Here is an 18,277-nt window from a genome sequence, read left to right as displayed (position 1 = left end):
AATGACGACAACCATGACTCTTGCCAAGGCCATCACCAATGGCTTGGATAAAGTGCTTGAATCCAATGATCGCGCCATCCTCATGGGCGAGGATATTGGACGCCTCGGCGGCGTGTACCGAATCACCGAAGGTCTGCTCGACAAGTACGGTGCCCACCGCGTGATCGACTCCCCACTGGGCGAAGCCGGGATCGTGGGCGGCGCGGTCGGCATGGCACTGCGTGGACACAGCCCGCTGGTGGAAATCCAGTTTGACGGCTTTGTCTTCCCTGCCTTCAGCCAGATCACCACCCAGCTGGCCAAAATGCATGCCCGCTCCGAGGGGCGATTGACCGTGCCCGTGGTCATTCGCATTCCTTACGGAGGCGGCATCGGCTCCATTGAGCATCACTCCGAATCCCCGGAAGCGCTGTTTGTGCACACCGCCGGATTGCGCGTGATCACCCCCTCCAACGCGCATGATGCCTACTGGATGATCCAGCAGGCCGCCGAATGCAAGGACCCTGTCATCTATCTCGAGCCGAAGCGCCGCTACTGGCTCAAGGGCGAGGTTGACACCGAAACCCCGGCGCTGGACGCATTCAAGGCTCAGATAGTTCACCCCGGAGAAGACGCAACCATCGTCGCCTACGGACCATTGGTCCCCATCGCGCTGGCTGCCGCCGAGGCCGCCCGCGAAGACGGACGCTCGGTTGAGGTCATCGATCTGCGCTCGCTCTCGCCGATCGACTTCGACACCATCACCGAATCGGTGCAGAAAACCGGACGGCTGATCATCACCCATGAAGCGCCTACCTTTGGCGGTCTCGGTGGCGAAATTGCCGCGCGGATCAGCGAACGCGCCTTCCTGTCTTTGGAGGCACCGGTGCTTCGTGTGGGTGGATTCCACATGCCATACCCCATCTCGAAGGTCGAATCCCAGTACCTGCCGGACATCGACAAGCTACTCGAAGCCCTCGACCGGTCCTTCGCTTACTAAGCGCTAAGGAACCAAGGAGAAAAACATGACTGTCTTTAATCTTCCCGATGTGGGCGAGGGGCTAACCGAAGCCGATATCGCTTCATGGAAGGTCTCCGTGGGAGACACCGTCGAGGTCAATCAGATCTTCGTGGAAATTGAAACGGCTAAATCGCTGGTCGAGCTTCCCTGCCCGTTTGCCGGGGTAGTCACCGAACTTCACGCGGGCGAAGGCGACACCGTTCTGGTGGACCAGCCACTGATCACCATCAACGAAGAAGGCGACCCGGTGCCACCTACCGGTGTCCCCGAACCGGTGGAAGCCGCAAATACCGAAACTCCGGTGGCCTCCGAGGAGCCCGGCCCGCTGGTCGGCTCCGGCCCGGCAGCCGACTCAGCGGTACGCCGCCAGCGCACCAGCCGCCCGACCCCTTCGGCCGCCAATGCGCGGACCACGCCAACCCGTGGGGGCGCCGGCGCCGCCGGCCTGGCAGATACCATCTCGCGTCGCGCCCAAGGCCTGGGCCAGGCGGTGGCCCGCGAGGTCGACCGCCGCAAACCTGCCATGGCCAACTTTGTCGACCGGGTGCTTGCCAAGCCTCCGGTGCGTCGGCTAGCCAAGGATCTTGGCGTGGACATCAACGAGATCGTCGGCACCGGCGTACAGGGCGAGGTCACCCGCGAAGACGTCAATAGCTACCAGGGCCAGCGCGACGCCGAACGCGACGCGGCACCAACCTACTGGGGGCACGGCGCCGAAGGCGGCGCGCTCGTTGAACGCACTCAGGTCCGCGGGGTACGCAAGGCCACTGCCAAGGCCATGGTGAATTCCGCCTTCAGCGCCCCGCACGTTTCGATCTTTGTCGACGTGGATGCGAGCCGCACCATGGAGTACGTGCAGCGGCTGAAGAAGTCCCGCGACTTCGAAGGCATCAAGGTTTCCCCGTTGCTGGTGCTTGCCCGCGCAGTGATCTGGGCAGCCGCGCGCAACCCCTCGGTCAATGCCTCTTGGGTGGAGACCGAGAACGGTGCGGAGATCCACCAGAAGCACTTCATGAATCTGGGCATCGCCGCAGCCACCCCGCGCGGGCTGCTGGTGCCGAACATCAAGAATGCCCAAGAGCTGAACATGCGTGAGCTGGCCATTTCCCTCAACGAGCTGGCCACTACCGCCCGCGCAGGTAAGACCAGCCCGGAAGAAATGCGTGACGGCACATTGAGCATCACCAATATTGGTGCGTTGGGCATTGACACCGGAACTCCGATCATCAATCCCGGCGAGGTAGCTATCGTCGCCTTCGGCACGATCCGCCAGAAGCCTTGGGTAGTCGACGGCGAAGTGGTGCCACGCTGGATCACCACCCTCGGTGGCTCCTTCGACCACCGCGTGGTTGACGGCGACCTGTCGGCCCGCTTCATGGCCGACGTTGCCTCGATCATGCAAGAACCGGCCATGCTGCTGGACTAAGCGGTGAAATCAACCCGCCATGTAAGTGCCTATGCGCATCTCACATGGCGGGTTTTTCCACGCCCGGTTATTCAAACTCTTATTGATATACTCGGGGCACTATGACTCGACCGTTCGCTGCAGTCCGTTCCCTGCCCCGATTTGGAGCACTGCTCCTGCTGCTGATGGCGCTTCTCGCGTTGCCAAACCAAGCGCAGGCCCAAGACCTCCGGTCAGAACCGGTCTACCCCACAGTGCAGTCAAGCGCCCCGGCGGAAGACGAAGAGCCAGTCCTCATTCCGCGTGTCACCGCGCAGCAAGAGAACTTTTATCTTGCGGTGAGCGACGCGGCTCAAAATTCGGTCAATACGCAAGAAATTCTTGCTCAGGTACGCGAATCCATGGATCTTTCAAATGCAAAGATTCTGGTTGGAGTCGACAAGGAACCAAACAACCTCGCAGGAGCCTCCCAGTTGGTGCGTGGCTTGCTGCTCTTCGGTGACAGCGACGCGCTCAGCGATGACTGGTTGGAAAACGGCAAAGAGCTGGGGTATGTCGGCAAGGGCTGGATCGTTGTCGGGGTAATGCTGCCCGAAGACCCGAGCGCACCAACTGAGGTCTCAGTGGATCCGGGCCGCAACGTCACGCCCGTCGGCTCGGGCGCCGAAGAGCGGGTCCAGGGGGCAGGCCGGCAACAGTTTGAATCCCAGAATTACACTCAAGGCATCATCGAGGTGGCACGGGCCAGCGCCACCGAGCTGAAGGCACCCAGAGACAGCACCACCACGAAAATCATTGGCTTCGGATTGCTAGGCCTGATTGTGGTCGGAACGATCATCGCCACCTTCATTGTGCGTCATCGCAAGGCACGTGCAGCGGCTGCCACTGCACGCAGCAAACGCGGGGACATGCTCGTGGAGCTGCTTCGCCAGCGGGCCTTGCGACTAGATAGCCATGGCGCACCTCATGATGCCGGACTCGCCGAGGGGCCCAGCACGCAGGCGAGCGCGGCAATTAGTACCGCGATTCCACCGCTCAATGCTCGCGCCCGCCAGCTGGCCGAACAATACCAAGACGGCGGTCCGCTGGATGCCGGTCGGTTGGCAACCATGGAAAGCACCTTTGCCGATCAAGAAGTGCTGGTCGAGGGAATCAAGGTCCTCAATACTCTGCTCGGCTCGAAGTTCAAGAACAAAGACGACTGGAACGCCATCGTGCTCACCCACCGCGAACGGCTCGAAGATACCGCACAGTTCCTCAACATACCGTCAGCCGGTCAACTAGAATGCGTGCCACGTTTGCGCACACTAATTATCGAGCACACCAACCGGCTGGACGAGGTTCGCCAATGGACTGGCGGAAGCCGTCAGCGAGAGAAAACTACAGCGCAGGTACTGGATGAGTTGTGGCTCATGCGCCAGGAACTACAGCGCGAACAATCAACAGCAGTCCAACAGGCAAGAGCCGCAAATTTGAAACTCGTTGATTCATTGCGCGAACGCATGCTGGGTGCCTCCGCGGCGAAGGTTTACTCCGATCCGCTGAGCGCAGTGAACCGCGCGTACACGCGTGCTCAAGAAATAGCGGGCAAGAATCAACAGGTGAATCCATGAGCCGCGACAAATTGCTCGATTCTCGCGGCCGTCGCTTACGCCGCCCGCGGTCTTGGGCGGCACTTGGCGCAATACTCATGGCCATCATCACCACGCTGATCGCCGTGCGTGGGTACACCTCGATCCCAGAGGAACCACTGCACGAAGTGTCGATCGTCGTCGAGGGTTCCCACGGCTTTGACATCAGTCAGTCCACGGTGGACGCTGCCCTCGAACAACAGCCAATCAAATCCCATAGACCTTTGACGCTCACTGTCACGGACAGGCATCTCAGCGGGGACGAGCTGCTGCGCGGAGAGCTCCCAGACTACGACGTACTGCTCTCCACCCAGCCGCAGAATCTTGAAGCCGAAAACCAAAACGTCGACGAGCGGTTCTCCGGCAGTGCGCTGAAATCCGAATTCGTTTCCGCAGACGACGAGTATACGGATGCGCGCTTCGAGATTAGCAATGCATTTTGGGACAATGTCGGGTTAGGCCACGGGCCGCAAGCGGTGACCGCCGCAGCCGAGCGTGCGGCATTTGTGCTCACTGACGGCCCGGTGCAAAACCCGCTCTACTGGTTTGGAGCGATCGGCTTGTGCGCCATGCTCACCGCGGTGCTGCTGTACCTTGCACTGCGGTACAGTTCGCGGTGGAGCTCCAGATATCGTCGTTTGGTTGCCGCGCAACGCAAACTGTCCCGAGCGGTCCTGGATCTCGAAGCCTTGGAAGCGACCTATGCTGCCGCGCCGGAGAATTCCCGCCCAGCAGGGTTCACCAAAAACTGGAACGACCTGCAAAGCCTGTCCTTGCAGGCGGCACGCAACGAAGACCCGCTGGTTGCCGCGCTCTTCAGCAAAGCTGAGGCCCTGAACCAGAACACTGGTGCCAAACTGGCCGAATTTGAAAACACCAGTCGGAAGCTCACTCAATTAGCCGATTCGCTGATGGGGGCCGGGTCGGTTCACGCAAATCTCGCTGGAACCGGAAGCACCTTCGATAAGCTCAGCCGCCCGATCTATGATGCCGCTACCGCATTGCTGATTCGCCTGGATCAAGCGCCAGGGCGAATGGTCGCGGGCCAGGATCTGCAGACTTTGCGCGCGGAGCTTGGCGAGCTTTTGGATGCTTCGACGGGGGACACCGACAGCAAGCAGGCGGTCGCCCGGTGGCGGGAAGCCGAACATCAACTTGCCCGGCACACCCGCACGCTGATTACCTCGCTGCGCCGTTACCCGCACGGCCGAATTCCCGCGGTGGCGCAGATTTCCCAAGACCATCGCCAACTGCGTGAAAGCCTCGGACTCGAAGCACCAGAAAAATCTAGCGCCTTGCACCACCTGCGCTTGGCCAATGCCCTGGTGCGAGCAACGCTTGGAGACACCCTGGCCTCGGACGGCGGGGCTCAACCCCCGGGCGACGGAGCACTTCCCAACGCGGTGAATGCTCCGGCGCGGCAGAAGCCAGGTTCCACCGGTACCGAGGAACTCACACCGCGTCGCCGCGGGCTGGTGATTGCCCTCGCGGCATTGACGCTGGTCGGCAGCATGATTGCCGCGGGGATTCTGGTAGCCAAGCTGACTGCAAGACCTGAGGTGGCCAGCGATGGAAGCGGCCAAGGCGTGAGCTTTGAGGTAGATGATCCGGCCGGGATGCTCTCCGAGGAAGATGTCTTGCGCTATATGGACACCGATTTCGAACATGACAGCAGCTTCACCCTCGCGGTACGCGATGCCGAAAGCTATCTCGAATTCCTTCCTGCAGAGCCCGGGAGCACTTTCCGCGATGTGCGACCCGGCAGCATCCTCGATGCCAAATGGCGATTGAAAGACGAATTCAAGGACAAGGTCGATCCGGTTACCGGTGAGCTGCACCCCGAGGTAGCGATCATCCCGGTGCTGGTCACCGACGCCGAAAAGACCGTGGTCCCGGGGATCATCACTTCTGAGGTGCAACGCGGTGAGTACTCCTGGGGAAGTTTGAGCGCCTGGGAACACGGTTCGATTACTGAATCCAATTATTTGGAAATGGAAGTCGCCGGGACCTTGGACGACTACAACGAGGCGCTTGAACGCAACGGCTATGAGCGAGCTGGCTTCTCCACGGTGGGTCTCTTCTGGATGCTCAGTTTCATGTTCTTCTTCACCGTCATCAATTTGGTGCTCTTTGTGCGGTACCTACTCGGTGCCACAACCCGCATCGGACGTTTCGGACGCGGAGCGGGCGCCTTGGCTCGGGCGAAGAAACAGCTCGAAGCTTTGATGCTCGGCTTGGACGACGCACAAATTAATGCGGTTGCGGTGCTCGGTGCTGGCGGACGAGGGCGCTCAGACGAGGCCGGACAGCGGCTCTTCGAACGTGCACTTGTCATGGCCTGGCACGAAGCAGAAGAACTTTCGCAGCTTCCGTTGTCTGAACGTTTGCACCAGCCCTATGCTCACCGAGTGGCCCACCTTGAGCGCTTGGTGGCGATGTTGGGTGAACGTGATGCAGATGTCGCCCGCCGTGCCAAGGCGCTGGTGGCCGCGACCCGTGGTGCCGGTGGAGATGAGCCGGCCCCGGTCATTCTTCCCGGATGATTTCTGTTCTAGGCTTCCAAGACAATAAAGAGGAAAGCTAGGAATCGGGGGTCCTGGCGGTCTTTGAAGAATTCTGGGAACTTGTCGATGGCTTCGGGCGAAGGGGCCGGCTCTTCGAGGTGGGTCAGACGGAAGCCTGCCTCCAAGAACGCTTTCACCATGGCTGACAGAGACCTATCCCAGAATGTCAGTTCGGTTTCCTGCCCGCCCATCTCCCAGTTTTCAGTCCTTGAACGGGTTTCGAAGTAGTTGGTCTTCACCCCTGCCTCACGTTGTCCGAACCACGTTGCGAATGGGTGTTCGACCGAGAGAATCAGACGTCCGCCGGGCTTGAGCACGCGCTTGATCTGTGCCAAGGTGTCTTGCCAGTCTTTGAGATAGTGCAACGAGAGCGAGCAGAGCACGTCATCAAAGGTTTCGTCTTCGAAGGGGAGCGGTGCAGCTAAATCGGCGACTCTCAGGTCCGCCTCGACCCCCAGTCGATCGCGGGCAATCTCGAGCATTGCGGCGCTGCCATCGATGCCGACAACGGTTGCCCCGAGTTCAAGCAGGTCGACGATATTTGGACCTGATCCGCAGCCCGCGTCCAGCACATGATGGCCTTTGACCTCTCCAAGCAGCGCGCGGATGGCCGGACGATTGTAATACTCGTTGAGCAGGCTTGTATCGTTTTCGGCAGTGTAGCCATCAGCGATCTGATCATAGGCCGCAGCGGCGGACTTTACTTCTACATTTGGGAGCTCCATGCAGCCATCTTGGCACAGATAACAGTCATTGGAGCAGGAGTTCGGCTCCTACTCACCTAGGGAAATGTGCTGAAGATGATGGGATCTACCTGTGACCGCGATTGGCACGACCGGTAGTCCCGCGCTGTCGCCGAAAAGTGAGAGCGGCGGTCATGCTCCCAAAACTTTCAGAGAGGCGCGACCGCCGCCGGCGCTAGCAGTATCGGCTAGCCGAGAACTTCGGGCAACGGGCTAGGCTCATTGCCCAGAACATTCCGCGACAGGAACTCGAAGATCACCTGATACCAGATCTTGGAGTTCTGCGGCGTGAGAATCCAGTGGTTTTCATCCGGGAAGTACAAGAACTGATGGACGGTGGTTCCGTCCGCTTCCTGCGGAAGCCCGGACTCGGCCAGAAGTTCGTACCACAGCCGCAACCCCTCGCTAATGGGTACGCGGTAGTCCTTATCGCCATGAATCACCAGCATTGGAGTCACAATATTTGCAATGGAGTTATGCGGGGAATTGACCTGGATCATTTCCTTGCTCATCTCACGTGTCCAATAGAACGAGGCATCGGTGGTCTTGCCGAAACCATCCAGTGCCCATAGGCTCGCATGAGTCACAACTGCCTTGAACCTATCGGTATGCCCAGCGATCCAGTTGGCCATGTAGCCGCCGAAGGATCCACCCATGGCGGCAGTCCGAGTTTCATCAATATCTGAGCGAGCCTCGGCAACGTCGGTGATTGCCATCAAATCGGTATAAGGCTCGAAACCCCAACGTCCCCAACCACGCTGAATAAATTCCTGGCCGTAACCGGTGGATAGAGAAGGATCCGGCAAGAGCACCGCATACCCTTGAGCGACCGCCAACCAAGGATTCCATCGCCAGCTCCAGGCGTTCCATGAGCCCAAAGGTCCTCCGTGCACCCAGAGCAGCAGTGGCGCTTTGGCTTTAGGGCCAGCGCTTTCGGGTAGCGCCAGCCATGCACGCACCGGGGTTCCGTCCTCGGCGGTAGCCGTGACTTCGGTGAGTTCACCCGGAAGCTCGGGCCGCGGTGCGGGGGAGCGCAGCTCGGATACCCGCGCGTATTCATTATCTTCCAGATCTGAGAGGTGGGTAAGTTCCACCGCTACCGGTTCCGCAGGATATTCGTAGCTTGAACGCAACGCGTAAGCCGTTCGCGAATCCGGGCTGATCAGTACGTTCCCGTATGCTCCGGTGTCGGTCAGCCGCGTGATTTTATCCCGATCCAGCGACAGGTGGAAGATCGGGCTATGTCCGTGTTCGTCCGCTACTATCAGCAGCGAGTTGCCGTTCGGGAACCAGATGATGTCTTCTGCCCAGCGGTCCCAACCGACTGCGATTTCGTGGGTTTCTCCGCTCGCCAACTCCATTAGCCAAAGGCTCATCACCGGAGCAACTTCCGGCGTGGAACGGGTCCAGCGGCAGTAGATCAGTTTGGCCGAGTCCGGGCTGATCTTTCCGACCGTGTATTCGTAGTCCTGGTCCGGAGACAGGAGCATTTCCTGTTCGCCGGTGTGCAGATCGATGCGCATCAATCCCGTAGCCACCGAGCCGCGGCCTTCCGGCACCATCCACTCGGTAATCAGAAACTCGCCGCTATCTGCAGCGGTGAACTCGGATTCCGTCTGGTTCGCACCGATTCCGGGGGTGAGGTCCTTGAGCGTGCAAGCGTCGGAGCTTGAGCTTTCAGGCAGTTCGGTCCTATAGAAATGCGGTGTTTGAGGTCCAAGATCTGCATCCCAGTAACGCACCGGATAACTGGTGTGCAGGATGGCGGAGATCTTCTTGTCTTTGCGTTCTCCGAGTATCTTTTCCTCGTGTTCCAAATCCTTGGCGTTTGGCATGCCGGCGGCGCGCACCAGGAGGTCTTTCTGGTTGCGAGCGAAAGAGGTGACGGACTCGATGCCCGCCGGATGCTTCAGGATGGAACGGGCTTCGCCCCCTGCCTTCGGAAGTAGCCAAGCCTCGGGTTTGGCGTCCTCTTTGGAAGAGCGCTTAGCCAAGAAGATCAAGTCCCCGTTGGCGGTGAAGCTCGGCTGTGATTCGCCGTTCTCGCCAAAGGTCAAGCGGCGTGCTGGCTCTTGTCCTGCTGGGTCGATATCCCACAAGGCACTCGAGTATTTGGTTTTGTCTTCGGCAAGCGAGCTCACCGAAGTAACCAGCCGGGTACCGTCCGGCGAAAGTGCCAGGCCACCGAGACGAGGAAGGGAGATGTAACTATCAATATTATGAAAAGGTTGCTTTGTATGTGCCACACGACACATCTTTCCACTATTGGCGTCAAGGTACTAGTGCAATGCGCAGATGATTTTTGAGCAACTTCTAAATCGAATCAAGCGAGTTGCGGCCAAGATTTAATGCTTTCGATATTGGAATGGAGTACTGGATAGGGGATCGTGAGAGGGGTGAGGCACCGCACCCGCGTAGCGCGGCGTGCCGGCCGGCTCGCCGGTCCGGAGAGAATTCCTAGGAGAACAAGGTGAAACAATTGCAACTATCGCTACGACTGATGTCGCTAGCAGCGGTCTCCGCACTCGCGCTGACTTCGTGTTCGACGAATGATCCGGATCCGGTGCCGAGCGAGAACACCCAAACCCCTGATGCTTCAGAAACAACACCCGCGCCGAGCGCCAGTGCTTCGCAGAGTCCGAGCACGGACGAATCAGATGAAGCGAGTCGAACCGGTGAAACCGACCTATCTCAAACTCAAGAGATTATGGGCATCGGTTTCCAGCTGCCGACTGAATGGTCCGTGGAAGAAGACTGCGACGGAGAATGCACCGAGTACGACAGGTGGGAGATCAAAGATCGCAGAGGAGAACACGTGATGACCTTGCTCCCGAATACCGCAACCTCTCCAGATGGCGATACGAACCTCTACGAACGCGAACTACTCAAAGAGATTCCAATCCCCGGACTGGAAACTCCAACGAGTCTTATCGCCGAGTTCTGGACGGGTACCAGCCAAGAAGACGGCGAGAAGGAAACCGGCTTCTCCTTGGCGCTCGTCGATGATCAAGTCATGAACGACCGCACCGACAACCCAGATCTGGATTATTTCAAGATCGGCGAAAGCCAGGCACCGATGCTCTGGGTGGACGAGGAATATATGGAAGATCAAGGGATCGGTGATGATCCAACTCGTGAAGGCGTGGACAGTTTTCTTGACAGCGAAGAGTACAAAACCATTGAAAATATCTTGCTCACCGTTCGTCACGCTGCTGGTTAAACGCCAATGGTGTGGAGCTCAATAGAGCTCCACACCATGTTGCAGGACCTTTATACTAGGGACTTCTCATTTCCCGAGTCGTCATTACGTGCGCGCTGTGCAGCCAGTCGTGCGTTCGCCAGCTCGTTGATCCGCTTCCGGCTGGCATACCAGCCGAGGATCAACAGCGGAATGATGATCGCCAACGAAGCGATGGTCCAGGTGCCCACCGGATTATCGAAGGCCATCATGACCAGCACGGCGGCGAGGAAGAACAGCGTCACCCAGCCGGAAATGGGAGCTAACGGCATCCTGAAGCTAGGGCGCTCCAAGCTTCCACGGCGTGAGGCCTTGACCAATGCCATCTGGCACAACACGATCATTCCCCACGAAGCCAAGATTCCCACGGCAGCGAAATTCAGTACGATTTCGAAGGCCTTTGCCGGAACAAAAGCATTCAAGACCACGCCGAATACCGCAACGGCAGCGGTGATCAAGATGCCGCCATAAGGCACACCGGATTTGTTCATGCGTCCGGCGAAGCGAGGGGCCGAACCGTTCAAGGACATTGAGCGCATAATGCGACCGGTGGAGTACAGGCCAGCATTCAGCGACGAAAGCGCGGCGGTGAGCACCACCAGATTCATCACCACGTCCATGCCCTGAATGCCAATGGAGCCAAAGAACGTCACGAACGGGGACTCGCCTGCCTTGTACGCGGTGTACGGAAGCAACAAGGAAAGCAAAATCAAGGAACCGACGTAGAACACCGCGATGCGGATGATCACCGTGTTCACCGCCTTCGGCATGACCTTCTCAGGATCCTTTGCCTCACCGGCCGCCGTACCGATCAGCTCGATCGAAGCGTAGGAGAAGACCACGCCCTGCATGAGCACCAGCACCGGCAATAAGCCGTTAGGCAGCAATCCGCCGTTGTCGCTGAGAATGGAGAAGCCCACTTCATGACCGTCGATCGGGGTGCCGAAGATGACGAAGTAGCAGCCAACAATCAGGAAGCCCACCAGCGCGACGACCTTGATCAGGGCGAACCAGAATTCCATCTCGCCAAAGGCCTTGACCGAAACCAGGTTCATGCCGAGCACCAGGGCAAGCGCCGCCAACGCCCAGACCCACTGCGGAACCGCGCCAATCCAGGAAACGTATTTGCCGAAGAACGCCATATACAGTGCCACGGCGGTGATATCCACAATTGAGGTCATGACCCAGTTCAGCCAGTACAGCCAGCCGGTGGCGAAGGCTGCCTTCTCGCCGTAGAACTCACGAGCGTAGGAAACGAACGAGCCCGAGGTCGGCCGGTGCATGACCAGCTCGCCCAATGCGCGCAGAATCAAGAATGCGAAGAAACCGCAGACCGCGTAGCTGACGACGATGCCCGGACCGGCAGCCGCCAGACGCCCGCCGGCGCCCATGAACAGGCCGGTGCCGATGGCGCCGCCAATGGCGATCATCTGCATCTGGCGGGAAGAAAGTCCCTTATGGTAGTCGTCGTCACCGGCGGTGAGCCCCGCATCGGGCACATGCGCCGCGGTGGCGTGGGTGGTGGAATGCTCCATCAGTATCCTTGCGTGTTAGTCGGAGAGATTTGCCAGGCGCTCTGGCTTGAGCAGTTCGTTCAGATCTTCGGCCGAGAGCAGGCCGCGTTCAAGCACCAGCTCGGCCACGCCGCGTCCCGAATGCAGCGCTTCCAGTGCGATCGAGGTCGACTGGGTGTAACCCAGCCGCGGGTTCAGCGCGGTGACCAGGCCGATGGAGTTCTCCACCTCGCGGCGCAACGCGTCTTCATCGACGGTGATTCCATCGATGCAGCGGGTGGCCAGGGTGAGGCAACCGTTTGTCAGGTGTTTGAGCGAAAGCCCAATGGAATGCACGATCACAGGTTCGAAGGCGTTCAACTGAAGCTGACCGCCTTCGGCCGCCATGGTCACTGTCATGTCGTAGCCGACCACCTGATAGGCGATCTGGTTGACGACCTCCGGGATGACCGGATTGACCTTGCCGGGCATGATCGAGGAGCCGGATTGCACGGCCGGCAGCTGCAGGTCGTTGAGCCCGGCACGAGGACCGGAAGAGAGCAGGCGCAGGTCGTTGCAGATCTTAGAAATCTTCAGCGCCACACGCTTGAGCACGCCGGAGAGATGCACGAAGGCACCCACGTCACTGGTGGCCTCGATCAAATCGGGGCTGGTGGTCAACGGCAGGCCGGTCAACGCGGCCAGGTGCCCGCGCGCCGATTCGGCGTAGCCTGCCGGCGCGTTCAACCCGGTGCCGATCGCGGTGGCCCCGAGGTTGATCTCGGTGACTAGCGACAATGATTCGGCTAAGCGGTCGCGGTCTTCGCGCAGGGTGACGGCCCAGCCGCCAAATTCCTGGCCTACCGTCATTGGCACGGCGTCCTGCAACTGGGTGCGGCCCATTTTGACCACGCTGCGGAATTCCTTGGCCTTGGCCAGGCAAGAATTCTCCAGCACCACCATCGCTTCCAGCAGCGGCTGGGTCGCGAAGTGCGTGGCGATGTTCACCGCGGTCGGGTACGCGTCGTTGGTGGACTGCGAGAGGTTCACGTGGTCATTCGGGTGCAAGTAGGAGTACTCGCCCTTTTGGTGTCCCATGATTTCCAAGGCGAGGTTTGCAATGACCTCGTTGGCGTTCATATTGGTACTGGTCCCGGCGCCGCCCTGGATGGGGTCAATGATGAACTGCTCATGCAGCGAGCCGTTGGCGATGGCCTCGCAGGCTTCATCGATGGCCCGGGCGCGCTCGGCGTCGAGCAAGCCCAGCTCGTGGTTTGCCCGGGCGGCCGCCTGCTTCACGCGGGCCAGCGCGGCAATCAGGTGCGGGTTGCCGGCGAGGCTGGTGCCGGTGATATCGAAGTTTTCCTTGGCGCGCAGGGTATGCACGCCCCAGTAGGCGTCGACTGGGATGTCGCGGTCGCCGATCAGATCGTGTTCGCTGCGGGTGACGGGAGCCTGAATGGTTTCAGACATGAGTGCTCACTCCTGATTTTAGGCGCACTAAATGCACCATAGGTGTTGGATGGAAACTGAAAATTGTCGGTTTAGAGGGCTGCCAGTTCACCGACAGGCTGGCCGCCGCCCATTGCGGGGGAGGTGGCCAGATCTTCTAGCGCTCCGGGCGTCTGGTCCCCGAGATGGCTGGCAAGCAGCTTGATGGTGATCGGCATGCGTGCCCGGTCTGAACCGTCGGAGATCTTGACCGCCAGCGAGGAACCATCGGGCAGGCCAACTGCTTGGATTCCTTCGAACCCATCCTTGGCCACGGCGCCGGGCACCGCGCGCATCAGGTCGGTGACATCTCGGCCTTCGCCGGCGACGAGTTCTGGATAGGCGCGCATGGAAGCGGCCACGCGGCCCTCGGCGGTTTCTGGTGCGGCCTGTGCCAACTTGGCGAAGCCGCGAGCCAGTGCGGTGAGGGTCAAGGGGTAGACCTGCGTGCCGCAACCGTCGGTGCTGATCGTGGTGATGCGCTCTTCGGTGAGTTCCTCAACGATGTCGCGCAGCGCCGCGGCCAGCGGGTGATCGGGGTCCAGGTAATTCTCGGTTGCCCAGCCGTTGTGCTTGCACATGGCCACCAGCGCCGCGTGCTTTCCCGAGCAGTTCTGCGCTAATTGAGTGGCGGTGCCGCCGTTGGCCAGCCAGCTGGCCCGTTCGGCCACACCGTAGGGTAGATCGGTGGAATTCCCCAGATCCGCGACGCGGAGTCCGGCCGCAGCCAAGGTCGATTCGGCGACCTGCTGGTGGCGTTCGGATCCGGAGTGGCTGGCCGCGGCCAGCGCAATCTGTTCGCCGTTCAGTTCCAGGCCCGAGCGCAGGATCGCCACGGCAAATAGCGGCTTCAGCGCGGAGCGCGGGTAGAAGCGTGTCTGCTGGTCTCCCAGCGCGGTGATGATCTCCCCGTGGGAATCGAGCAGTACTGCCGAACCATAGTGGATCGATTCGAGCACCTCGCCGCGGCTGGCGGCGACCAGCGGCACATGGTTTGGAAGCTCTGGGGCAGCGCGCTGCGCCAATCCCGCGGACGCGGCTGCGGATGGGGTCACTTGGAACTCCTGACGATAGTTGAAACTGCTTGCTGCACGGCGCTCAGATGTTCGGCCATCGCCTGGCCGGCGGCCTCAGCGTCGGACGAACAGATGGCTTCCAGGATCTTGCGGTGCTCGGCATTTGAGGGGGAGCGGCGTCCGGTGACCAAGTTGACGGTTTCGGACTGGCGGGCCATGGCCTCGCGGATGTCGCCGACGACGCGGTCGAACACCGAGTTGCCGCTCGCGCGGGCGATCGCCGCGTGGAAGGCTGCGTCGAGCTCGACCCAGGCTTCGGCGCCGTCTTCGGATTCCATGTCTTCGATGAGCCCGTTCAGCCGCTCCAAGTCCTCGGAGGTGCGCCGGGCCGCAGCCAATTCGGCTGCGGGGATTTCGATGTGCGGGCGCGCCTCGTAGAGGTCCGCCGAGGAGAAGGTGCCGAGCACCAGATCACGGGTGGGCCGGTGGGAGATGACGAAGGTGCCTCGGCCGGTTTCGGTGCGGGTCAACCCGAGGGCGGCACAGGAGCGAAGGGCTTCGCGGACCACCGAGCGGCTGACTCCGTAGGTCGACGCGAGGCTCGCTTCGGATCCGAGCTTTGCGCCCAGCGGGATCTCCTGGGCCTCGATGGCAGCGCGCAGCGTGTTGAAAACGGCCTCGGAGGCGCTGGTGCGAGCGATCGGCTGCTGTCCGGCTGTCCAGCTGTCTGACAGGTTCATAAATACTAGTGTGGAGTGTGACGCACCCTACGTCAAGTCTTGGCCGGGGATCTTCAGCAATGCGCTCGCCGTCGGTTTCTCATGGTGGTTCGCCACTACCGCAGGGAGGAAAAATCCATTCTGGCAGACGGAAAATTCTGTGGCATTATTCTAATATGAGCGAAAAAACTTCACCCATAGAATCCGTTGACCGAGCGCTGAGGCTCCTGGTCTTTCTCCGTGATTCGGGCCCAAAATCGGTGTCTGAAGCTGCCGAGATGCTCAACGTTGCCCCTTCCACGGCGCACCGTTTGCTCGGGGCATTAACCTTCCGGGGTTTTGCAGTGCAATCCCACGATCGTAGGTACCGAGTTGGCTCGATGATGAGCAATTCCGGCACCGAAACTTTCCCTATCCAGATGCTTCGCCAACTAGCCCAGGAGGGACTGCTGTGGCTGCAGCAACAGGTGGGTGAAACCGTCCAGCTCATGGTCATGCGCGCCGGCAACATCCAATTTATTGACGGCGTGGAGTGCACGCAAACTTTGCGGGTGGGGATGCGCGTGGGGGACCAGATGCCGGCTTTCGTCTCTGCTGGAGGCAAGGCGATTCTTGCCCGGTATACCAACACCGAACTTGAAGAGCTCTACCGTGGGGGGCTGCCTAAATGGCCCACGGGACGGATCTCCACCATGCAGGAACTCAAGCGTTCCATGACTAAGATTCGTCGCAGTGAGTTCGCCACAAACTTTGAAGAAACCGAACAGGGTGTAGTGGGTCTTGGGGTGAGCATCGATGACTCCGAAGGATGCCCGGTGGCGGCACTCACTACCGCAACACCGAGCATCCGGTTTGACCGTTCGGCCATGCCCGAGCATGTGGCCGCCTTACATCAGGGGGCCAGTATGATCACGCATCAACTATCGATTGGTACTTTCTAGTCGCCAAAATCAATGGTGTGAAGCTACTTCGCACCCTGAAGAACCGAACTGATGCTCTGCACGGCGTCCTGAAGATCCTCTGGGTTCACCAGCACACCGGTATCCAGGGCACCACCGGTGGTGTCTCCCTGGACTAGACGCTTCAGTGGAATCTCTAATCGCTTGCCGGTTCGCGTACGCGGAATGCTGCGTACAAACAAGATGCTGTCCGGCACATGGCGTGGTGAGAGGTTAGTGCGTAGCGAGGTGCGAATTGAACCTTCCAGTGCGGTCGTTTCTGCGTTTTCTTCGGCAACTACTAACAGGATGAGTCGACCCATGCCTCCGCCCTCTTCGAAGTGCAAGATGATGCAGTCCGAGATTCCCGGGTGGCTTTCTAGCAACGCATAGAACTCGGCGGTGCCTAGACGAACCCCACCACGATTGAGCGTGGCATCGGAGCGGCCGTTGATGACCCAAGTGTCACGTTCGGTGCGTACCAGCCAGTCGCCGTGGCGCCATACGCCCTCAAAGACGTTGAAGTAGCTGTTGGTGTAGCGTTCCTTGTTCTCGTCTCCCCAGAAGAAGACTGGCATTGACGGCATTGGCAAAGTTGCCACCAGCTCGCCTGGTTCTCCTGCCATCGGGTTTCGATCCATGTCCCAGGACTCAACCGCAACACCGAGTGGACGGCAAGACATTTCTCCGGCGTACACAGCGGTGAGCGGGCTCGCACCGACGAAGGCTGCACAGATATCGGTGCCGCCGGAGGTCGGGGCAAGCAGCAGGTTCATGCTCACCGAGTTGTAAACCCAACCGGACACGTCTGCAGACAGTGGGGAGCCCGAACACTGAATTTCACGAAGCTTGCTCAGATCCCACTGCGTTCCGGGATTCAGGCCAGCATGGGCGCAGGCTGCCAGATAGGCCGAGCCGGTTCCCAGATAGGTAGCCTCGGTTTCGGCCAGGATGGACCACTGTGACCACTCGCCATCAAGCGATGGCCAGTTCGGATCGCCGTCTTCCAGGACTACTGCGGCTCCAACCAGCAAGCTTGAGGCACCCATGGTCCACACCATCCAACCGGTGGTGGAAAACCAGAATGCGGTATCGGATTCATCCATCCCGAAGTGCAGGCCCATGGCCTTGTAATGTTCCAGCAACAATCCGCCATGACCATGCACGATAGCCTTTGGCTTTCCGGTGGTGCCCGAGGAGAAGAGCACCGTCATCGGGTGGTCAAACGGTACAGGTTCGATAACTGCCGGGGCATGCTTGGCAGTGAATTCTGCATAGACCTGTGCGCCCGGGGCCGCGGAGCTGACGTCCAGATTTTCATCTAGGTATGGCAACAGGACCACTGCCATATTCGGCAGGCCGGCACGAATTGTTGACAGGTCTTCAAGCTTTGAAATTTCTCGCTTGCCCCAGCGGTAGCCATCGATGGAGATCAACAGTTGTGGTTCCAGTTGTTCGATGCGGTCCAAAGTGGCCTTGGCGCCCATTTCTGGGGGCACACAACACCAGATGGCGCCGAGCCCAACCACCGCGTAGTACGTGGCGAGGGTCTGTGGGATGTTTGGCAGGTAGCCTGCCACGCGGTCGCCAGACTTAATTCCATGGCTGAGCAGGCCCTGCTGAATGCGCTGGATTTCTTCGGCCAGACGCTTTCCGCTCCAATTGAGACTTCCGTTGGTTTGGCTGCGTGACTTGACCATGGTGTTCTCGGCACACTGGGTGAGGCTGCGCAGGATGTGCTCGGTGAAGTTGATGCGGGCACCTTCGAACCACTTGGCCCCGGGCATGGTGCGTTCAGCCAGTACCGAGGTGTAAGGCTCGTGGGTGATGATCTGGAAGTGATCCCAGACCTCGGCCCAGAAATTTTCGAGGTTCTCCACAGACCAAGCCCAAGCCTGCTCATAGTCGGTGAACTTCACCCGGTATTTGGCTTCGATATTGTGCAGGAAGCGTCCCATTTCGAACTGATCCCAGTCGTGGGGTGCCGGTGAGGGGTAAAGCAGAGCTCCAGATTTAATCGGTTGCATGATGATCCTTCA

At 59.8% G+C, this 18,277-nt stretch carries 13 protein-coding genes; 6 read left to right on the top strand and 7 right to left on the bottom strand.

Annotated features, from left to right (window positions below; translation table 11 throughout):
• The first annotated feature begins 1 nt into the window (after position 1).
• The 4 genes from LG294_RS15545 to LG294_RS15530 all read left to right on the top strand — a co-directional run bounded on the left by LG294_RS15545 (position 2) and on the right by LG294_RS15530 (position 6,579).
• Entirely contained in the window at positions 2 to 979 is a 978-nt protein-coding gene (locus LG294_RS15545) for an alpha-ketoacid dehydrogenase subunit beta (RefSeq protein WP_404287296.1), read from the top strand.
• Positions 980 to 1,004: 25 nt separating this feature from the next.
• On the top strand, positions 1,005 to 2,426 hold the full coding sequence (locus LG294_RS15540; protein ID WP_404287294.1) for a dihydrolipoamide acetyltransferase family protein: 1,422 nt from the start codon (positions 1,005 to 1,007) through the stop codon (positions 2,424 to 2,426).
• 101 nt (positions 2,427 to 2,527) lie between these two features.
• Positions 2,528 to 4,018, top strand: a complete 1,491-nt coding sequence (locus tag LG294_RS15535) for a hypothetical protein (RefSeq protein ID WP_404287292.1) — start codon at positions 2,528 to 2,530, stop codon at positions 4,016 to 4,018.
• Positions 4,015 to 6,579, top strand: a complete 2,565-nt coding sequence (locus LG294_RS15530) for a DUF5129 domain-containing protein (RefSeq protein WP_404287290.1) — start codon at positions 4,015 to 4,017, stop codon at positions 6,577 to 6,579. Before LG294_RS15535 ends, LG294_RS15530 begins: the two co-directional genes overlap by 4 nt.
• An 8-nt stretch (positions 6,580 to 6,587) precedes the next feature.
• Here LG294_RS15530 and LG294_RS15525 read toward each other — a convergent pair whose 3' ends face one another.
• Both LG294_RS15525 and LG294_RS15520 read right to left on the bottom strand, forming a co-directional pair.
• Complete coding sequence (locus tag LG294_RS15525) at positions 6,588 to 7,325, bottom strand: class I SAM-dependent methyltransferase (protein WP_404287288.1); 738 nt, start codon at positions 7,323 to 7,325, stop codon at positions 6,588 to 6,590.
• A 206-nt stretch (positions 7,326 to 7,531) separates the two neighbouring features.
• The gene (locus tag LG294_RS15520; protein WP_404287286.1) at positions 7,532 to 9,589 is read right to left on the bottom strand and encodes a S9 family peptidase; all 2,058 of its coding nucleotides are present in this window, start codon (positions 9,587 to 9,589) and stop codon (positions 7,532 to 7,534) included.
• 224 nt (positions 9,590 to 9,813) lie between these two features.
• Between LG294_RS15520 and LG294_RS15515 the strand changes: the two genes are divergently transcribed.
• Positions 9,814 to 10,563: a hypothetical protein gene (locus LG294_RS15515; protein ID WP_404287284.1), complete on the top strand. Its 750-nt coding sequence runs from the start codon at positions 9,814 to 9,816 to the stop codon at positions 10,561 to 10,563.
• Positions 10,564 to 10,613: 50 nt separating this feature from the next.
• On the opposite strand, the gene LG294_RS15510 is transcribed toward LG294_RS15515, so the two are convergent.
• The 4 genes from LG294_RS15510 to LG294_RS15495 form a co-directional block, all read right to left on the bottom strand.
• Positions 10,614 to 12,116 carry an amino acid permease gene (locus LG294_RS15510; protein ID WP_404287282.1) on the bottom strand — a complete coding sequence of 501 codons (1,503 nt, stop codon included), beginning with the start codon at positions 12,114 to 12,116 and terminating at the stop codon, positions 10,614 to 10,616.
• A 15-nt stretch (positions 12,117 to 12,131) separates the two neighbouring features.
• Complete coding sequence (locus LG294_RS15505) at positions 12,132 to 13,547, bottom strand: aspartate ammonia-lyase (RefSeq protein ID WP_404287280.1); 1,416 nt, start codon at positions 13,545 to 13,547, stop codon at positions 12,132 to 12,134.
• Between the two features lie 71 nt (positions 13,548 to 13,618).
• The gene (locus LG294_RS15500) at positions 13,619 to 14,620 is read right to left on the bottom strand and encodes an asparaginase (RefSeq protein WP_404287278.1); all 1,002 of its coding nucleotides are present in this window, start codon (positions 14,618 to 14,620) and stop codon (positions 13,619 to 13,621) included.
• Positions 14,617 to 15,321 (bottom strand): FadR/GntR family transcriptional regulator, encoded by a 705-nt coding sequence (locus LG294_RS15495; RefSeq protein WP_404287276.1) that lies wholly within the window; start codon positions 15,319 to 15,321, stop codon positions 14,617 to 14,619. Before LG294_RS15495 ends, LG294_RS15500 begins: the two co-directional genes overlap by 4 nt.
• Before the next feature lie 155 nt (positions 15,322 to 15,476).
• Here LG294_RS15495 and LG294_RS15490 point away from each other — a divergent pair, with 155 nt between their 5' ends.
• Complete coding sequence (locus LG294_RS15490; RefSeq protein WP_404287274.1) at positions 15,477 to 16,241, top strand: IclR family transcriptional regulator; 765 nt, start codon at positions 15,477 to 15,479, stop codon at positions 16,239 to 16,241.
• A gap of 23 nt (positions 16,242 to 16,264) precedes the next feature.
• Here LG294_RS15490 and LG294_RS15485 read toward each other — a convergent pair whose 3' ends face one another.
• Positions 16,265 to 18,265 carry an acetoacetate--CoA ligase gene (locus LG294_RS15485; protein ID WP_404287272.1) on the bottom strand — a complete coding sequence of 667 codons (2,001 nt, stop codon included), beginning with the start codon at positions 18,263 to 18,265 and terminating at the stop codon, positions 16,265 to 16,267.
• Positions 18,266 to 18,277 lie beyond the last annotated feature (12 nt).

Origin of the sequence: Glutamicibacter arilaitensis (assembly GCF_044793945.1) — a bacterium.
GTDB lineage: Bacteria > Actinomycetota > Actinomycetes > Actinomycetales > Micrococcaceae > Glutamicibacter > Glutamicibacter arilaitensis_B.
This window is presented reverse-complemented; position numbering and strand designations above follow the sequence as displayed.

Bases quoted from the DNA above. Each gene is read 5' to 3' on its own strand.
- LG294_RS15505 (WP_404287280.1), bottom strand. From the start codon at position 13,547: ATGTCTGAAACCATTCAGGCTCCCGTCACCCGCAGCGAACACGATCTG.
- LG294_RS15490 (WP_404287274.1), top strand. From the start codon at position 15,477: ATGAGCGAAAAAACTTCACCCATAGAATCCGTTGACCGAGCGCTGAGG.
- LG294_RS15510 (WP_404287282.1), bottom strand. From the start codon at position 12,116: ATGGAGCATTCCACCACCCACGCCACCGCGGCGCATGTGCCCGATGCG.
- LG294_RS15545 (WP_404287296.1), top strand. From the start codon at position 2: ATGACGACAACCATGACTCTTGCCAAGGCCATCACCAATGGCTTGGAT.
- LG294_RS15485 (WP_404287272.1), bottom strand. From the start codon at position 18,265: ATGCAACCGATTAAATCTGGAGCTCTGCTTTACCCCTCACCGGCACCC.
- LG294_RS15495 (WP_404287276.1), bottom strand. From the start codon at position 15,321: ATGAACCTGTCAGACAGCTGGACAGCCGGACAGCAGCCGATCGCTCGC.
- LG294_RS15535 (WP_404287292.1), top strand. From the start codon at position 2,528: ATGACTCGACCGTTCGCTGCAGTCCGTTCCCTGCCCCGATTTGGAGCA.
- LG294_RS15525 (WP_404287288.1), bottom strand. From the start codon at position 7,325: ATGGAGCTCCCAAATGTAGAAGTAAAGTCCGCCGCTGCGGCCTATGAT.
- LG294_RS15540 (WP_404287294.1), top strand. From the start codon at position 1,005: ATGACTGTCTTTAATCTTCCCGATGTGGGCGAGGGGCTAACCGAAGCC.
- LG294_RS15530 (WP_404287290.1), top strand. From the start codon at position 4,015: ATGAGCCGCGACAAATTGCTCGATTCTCGCGGCCGTCGCTTACGCCGC.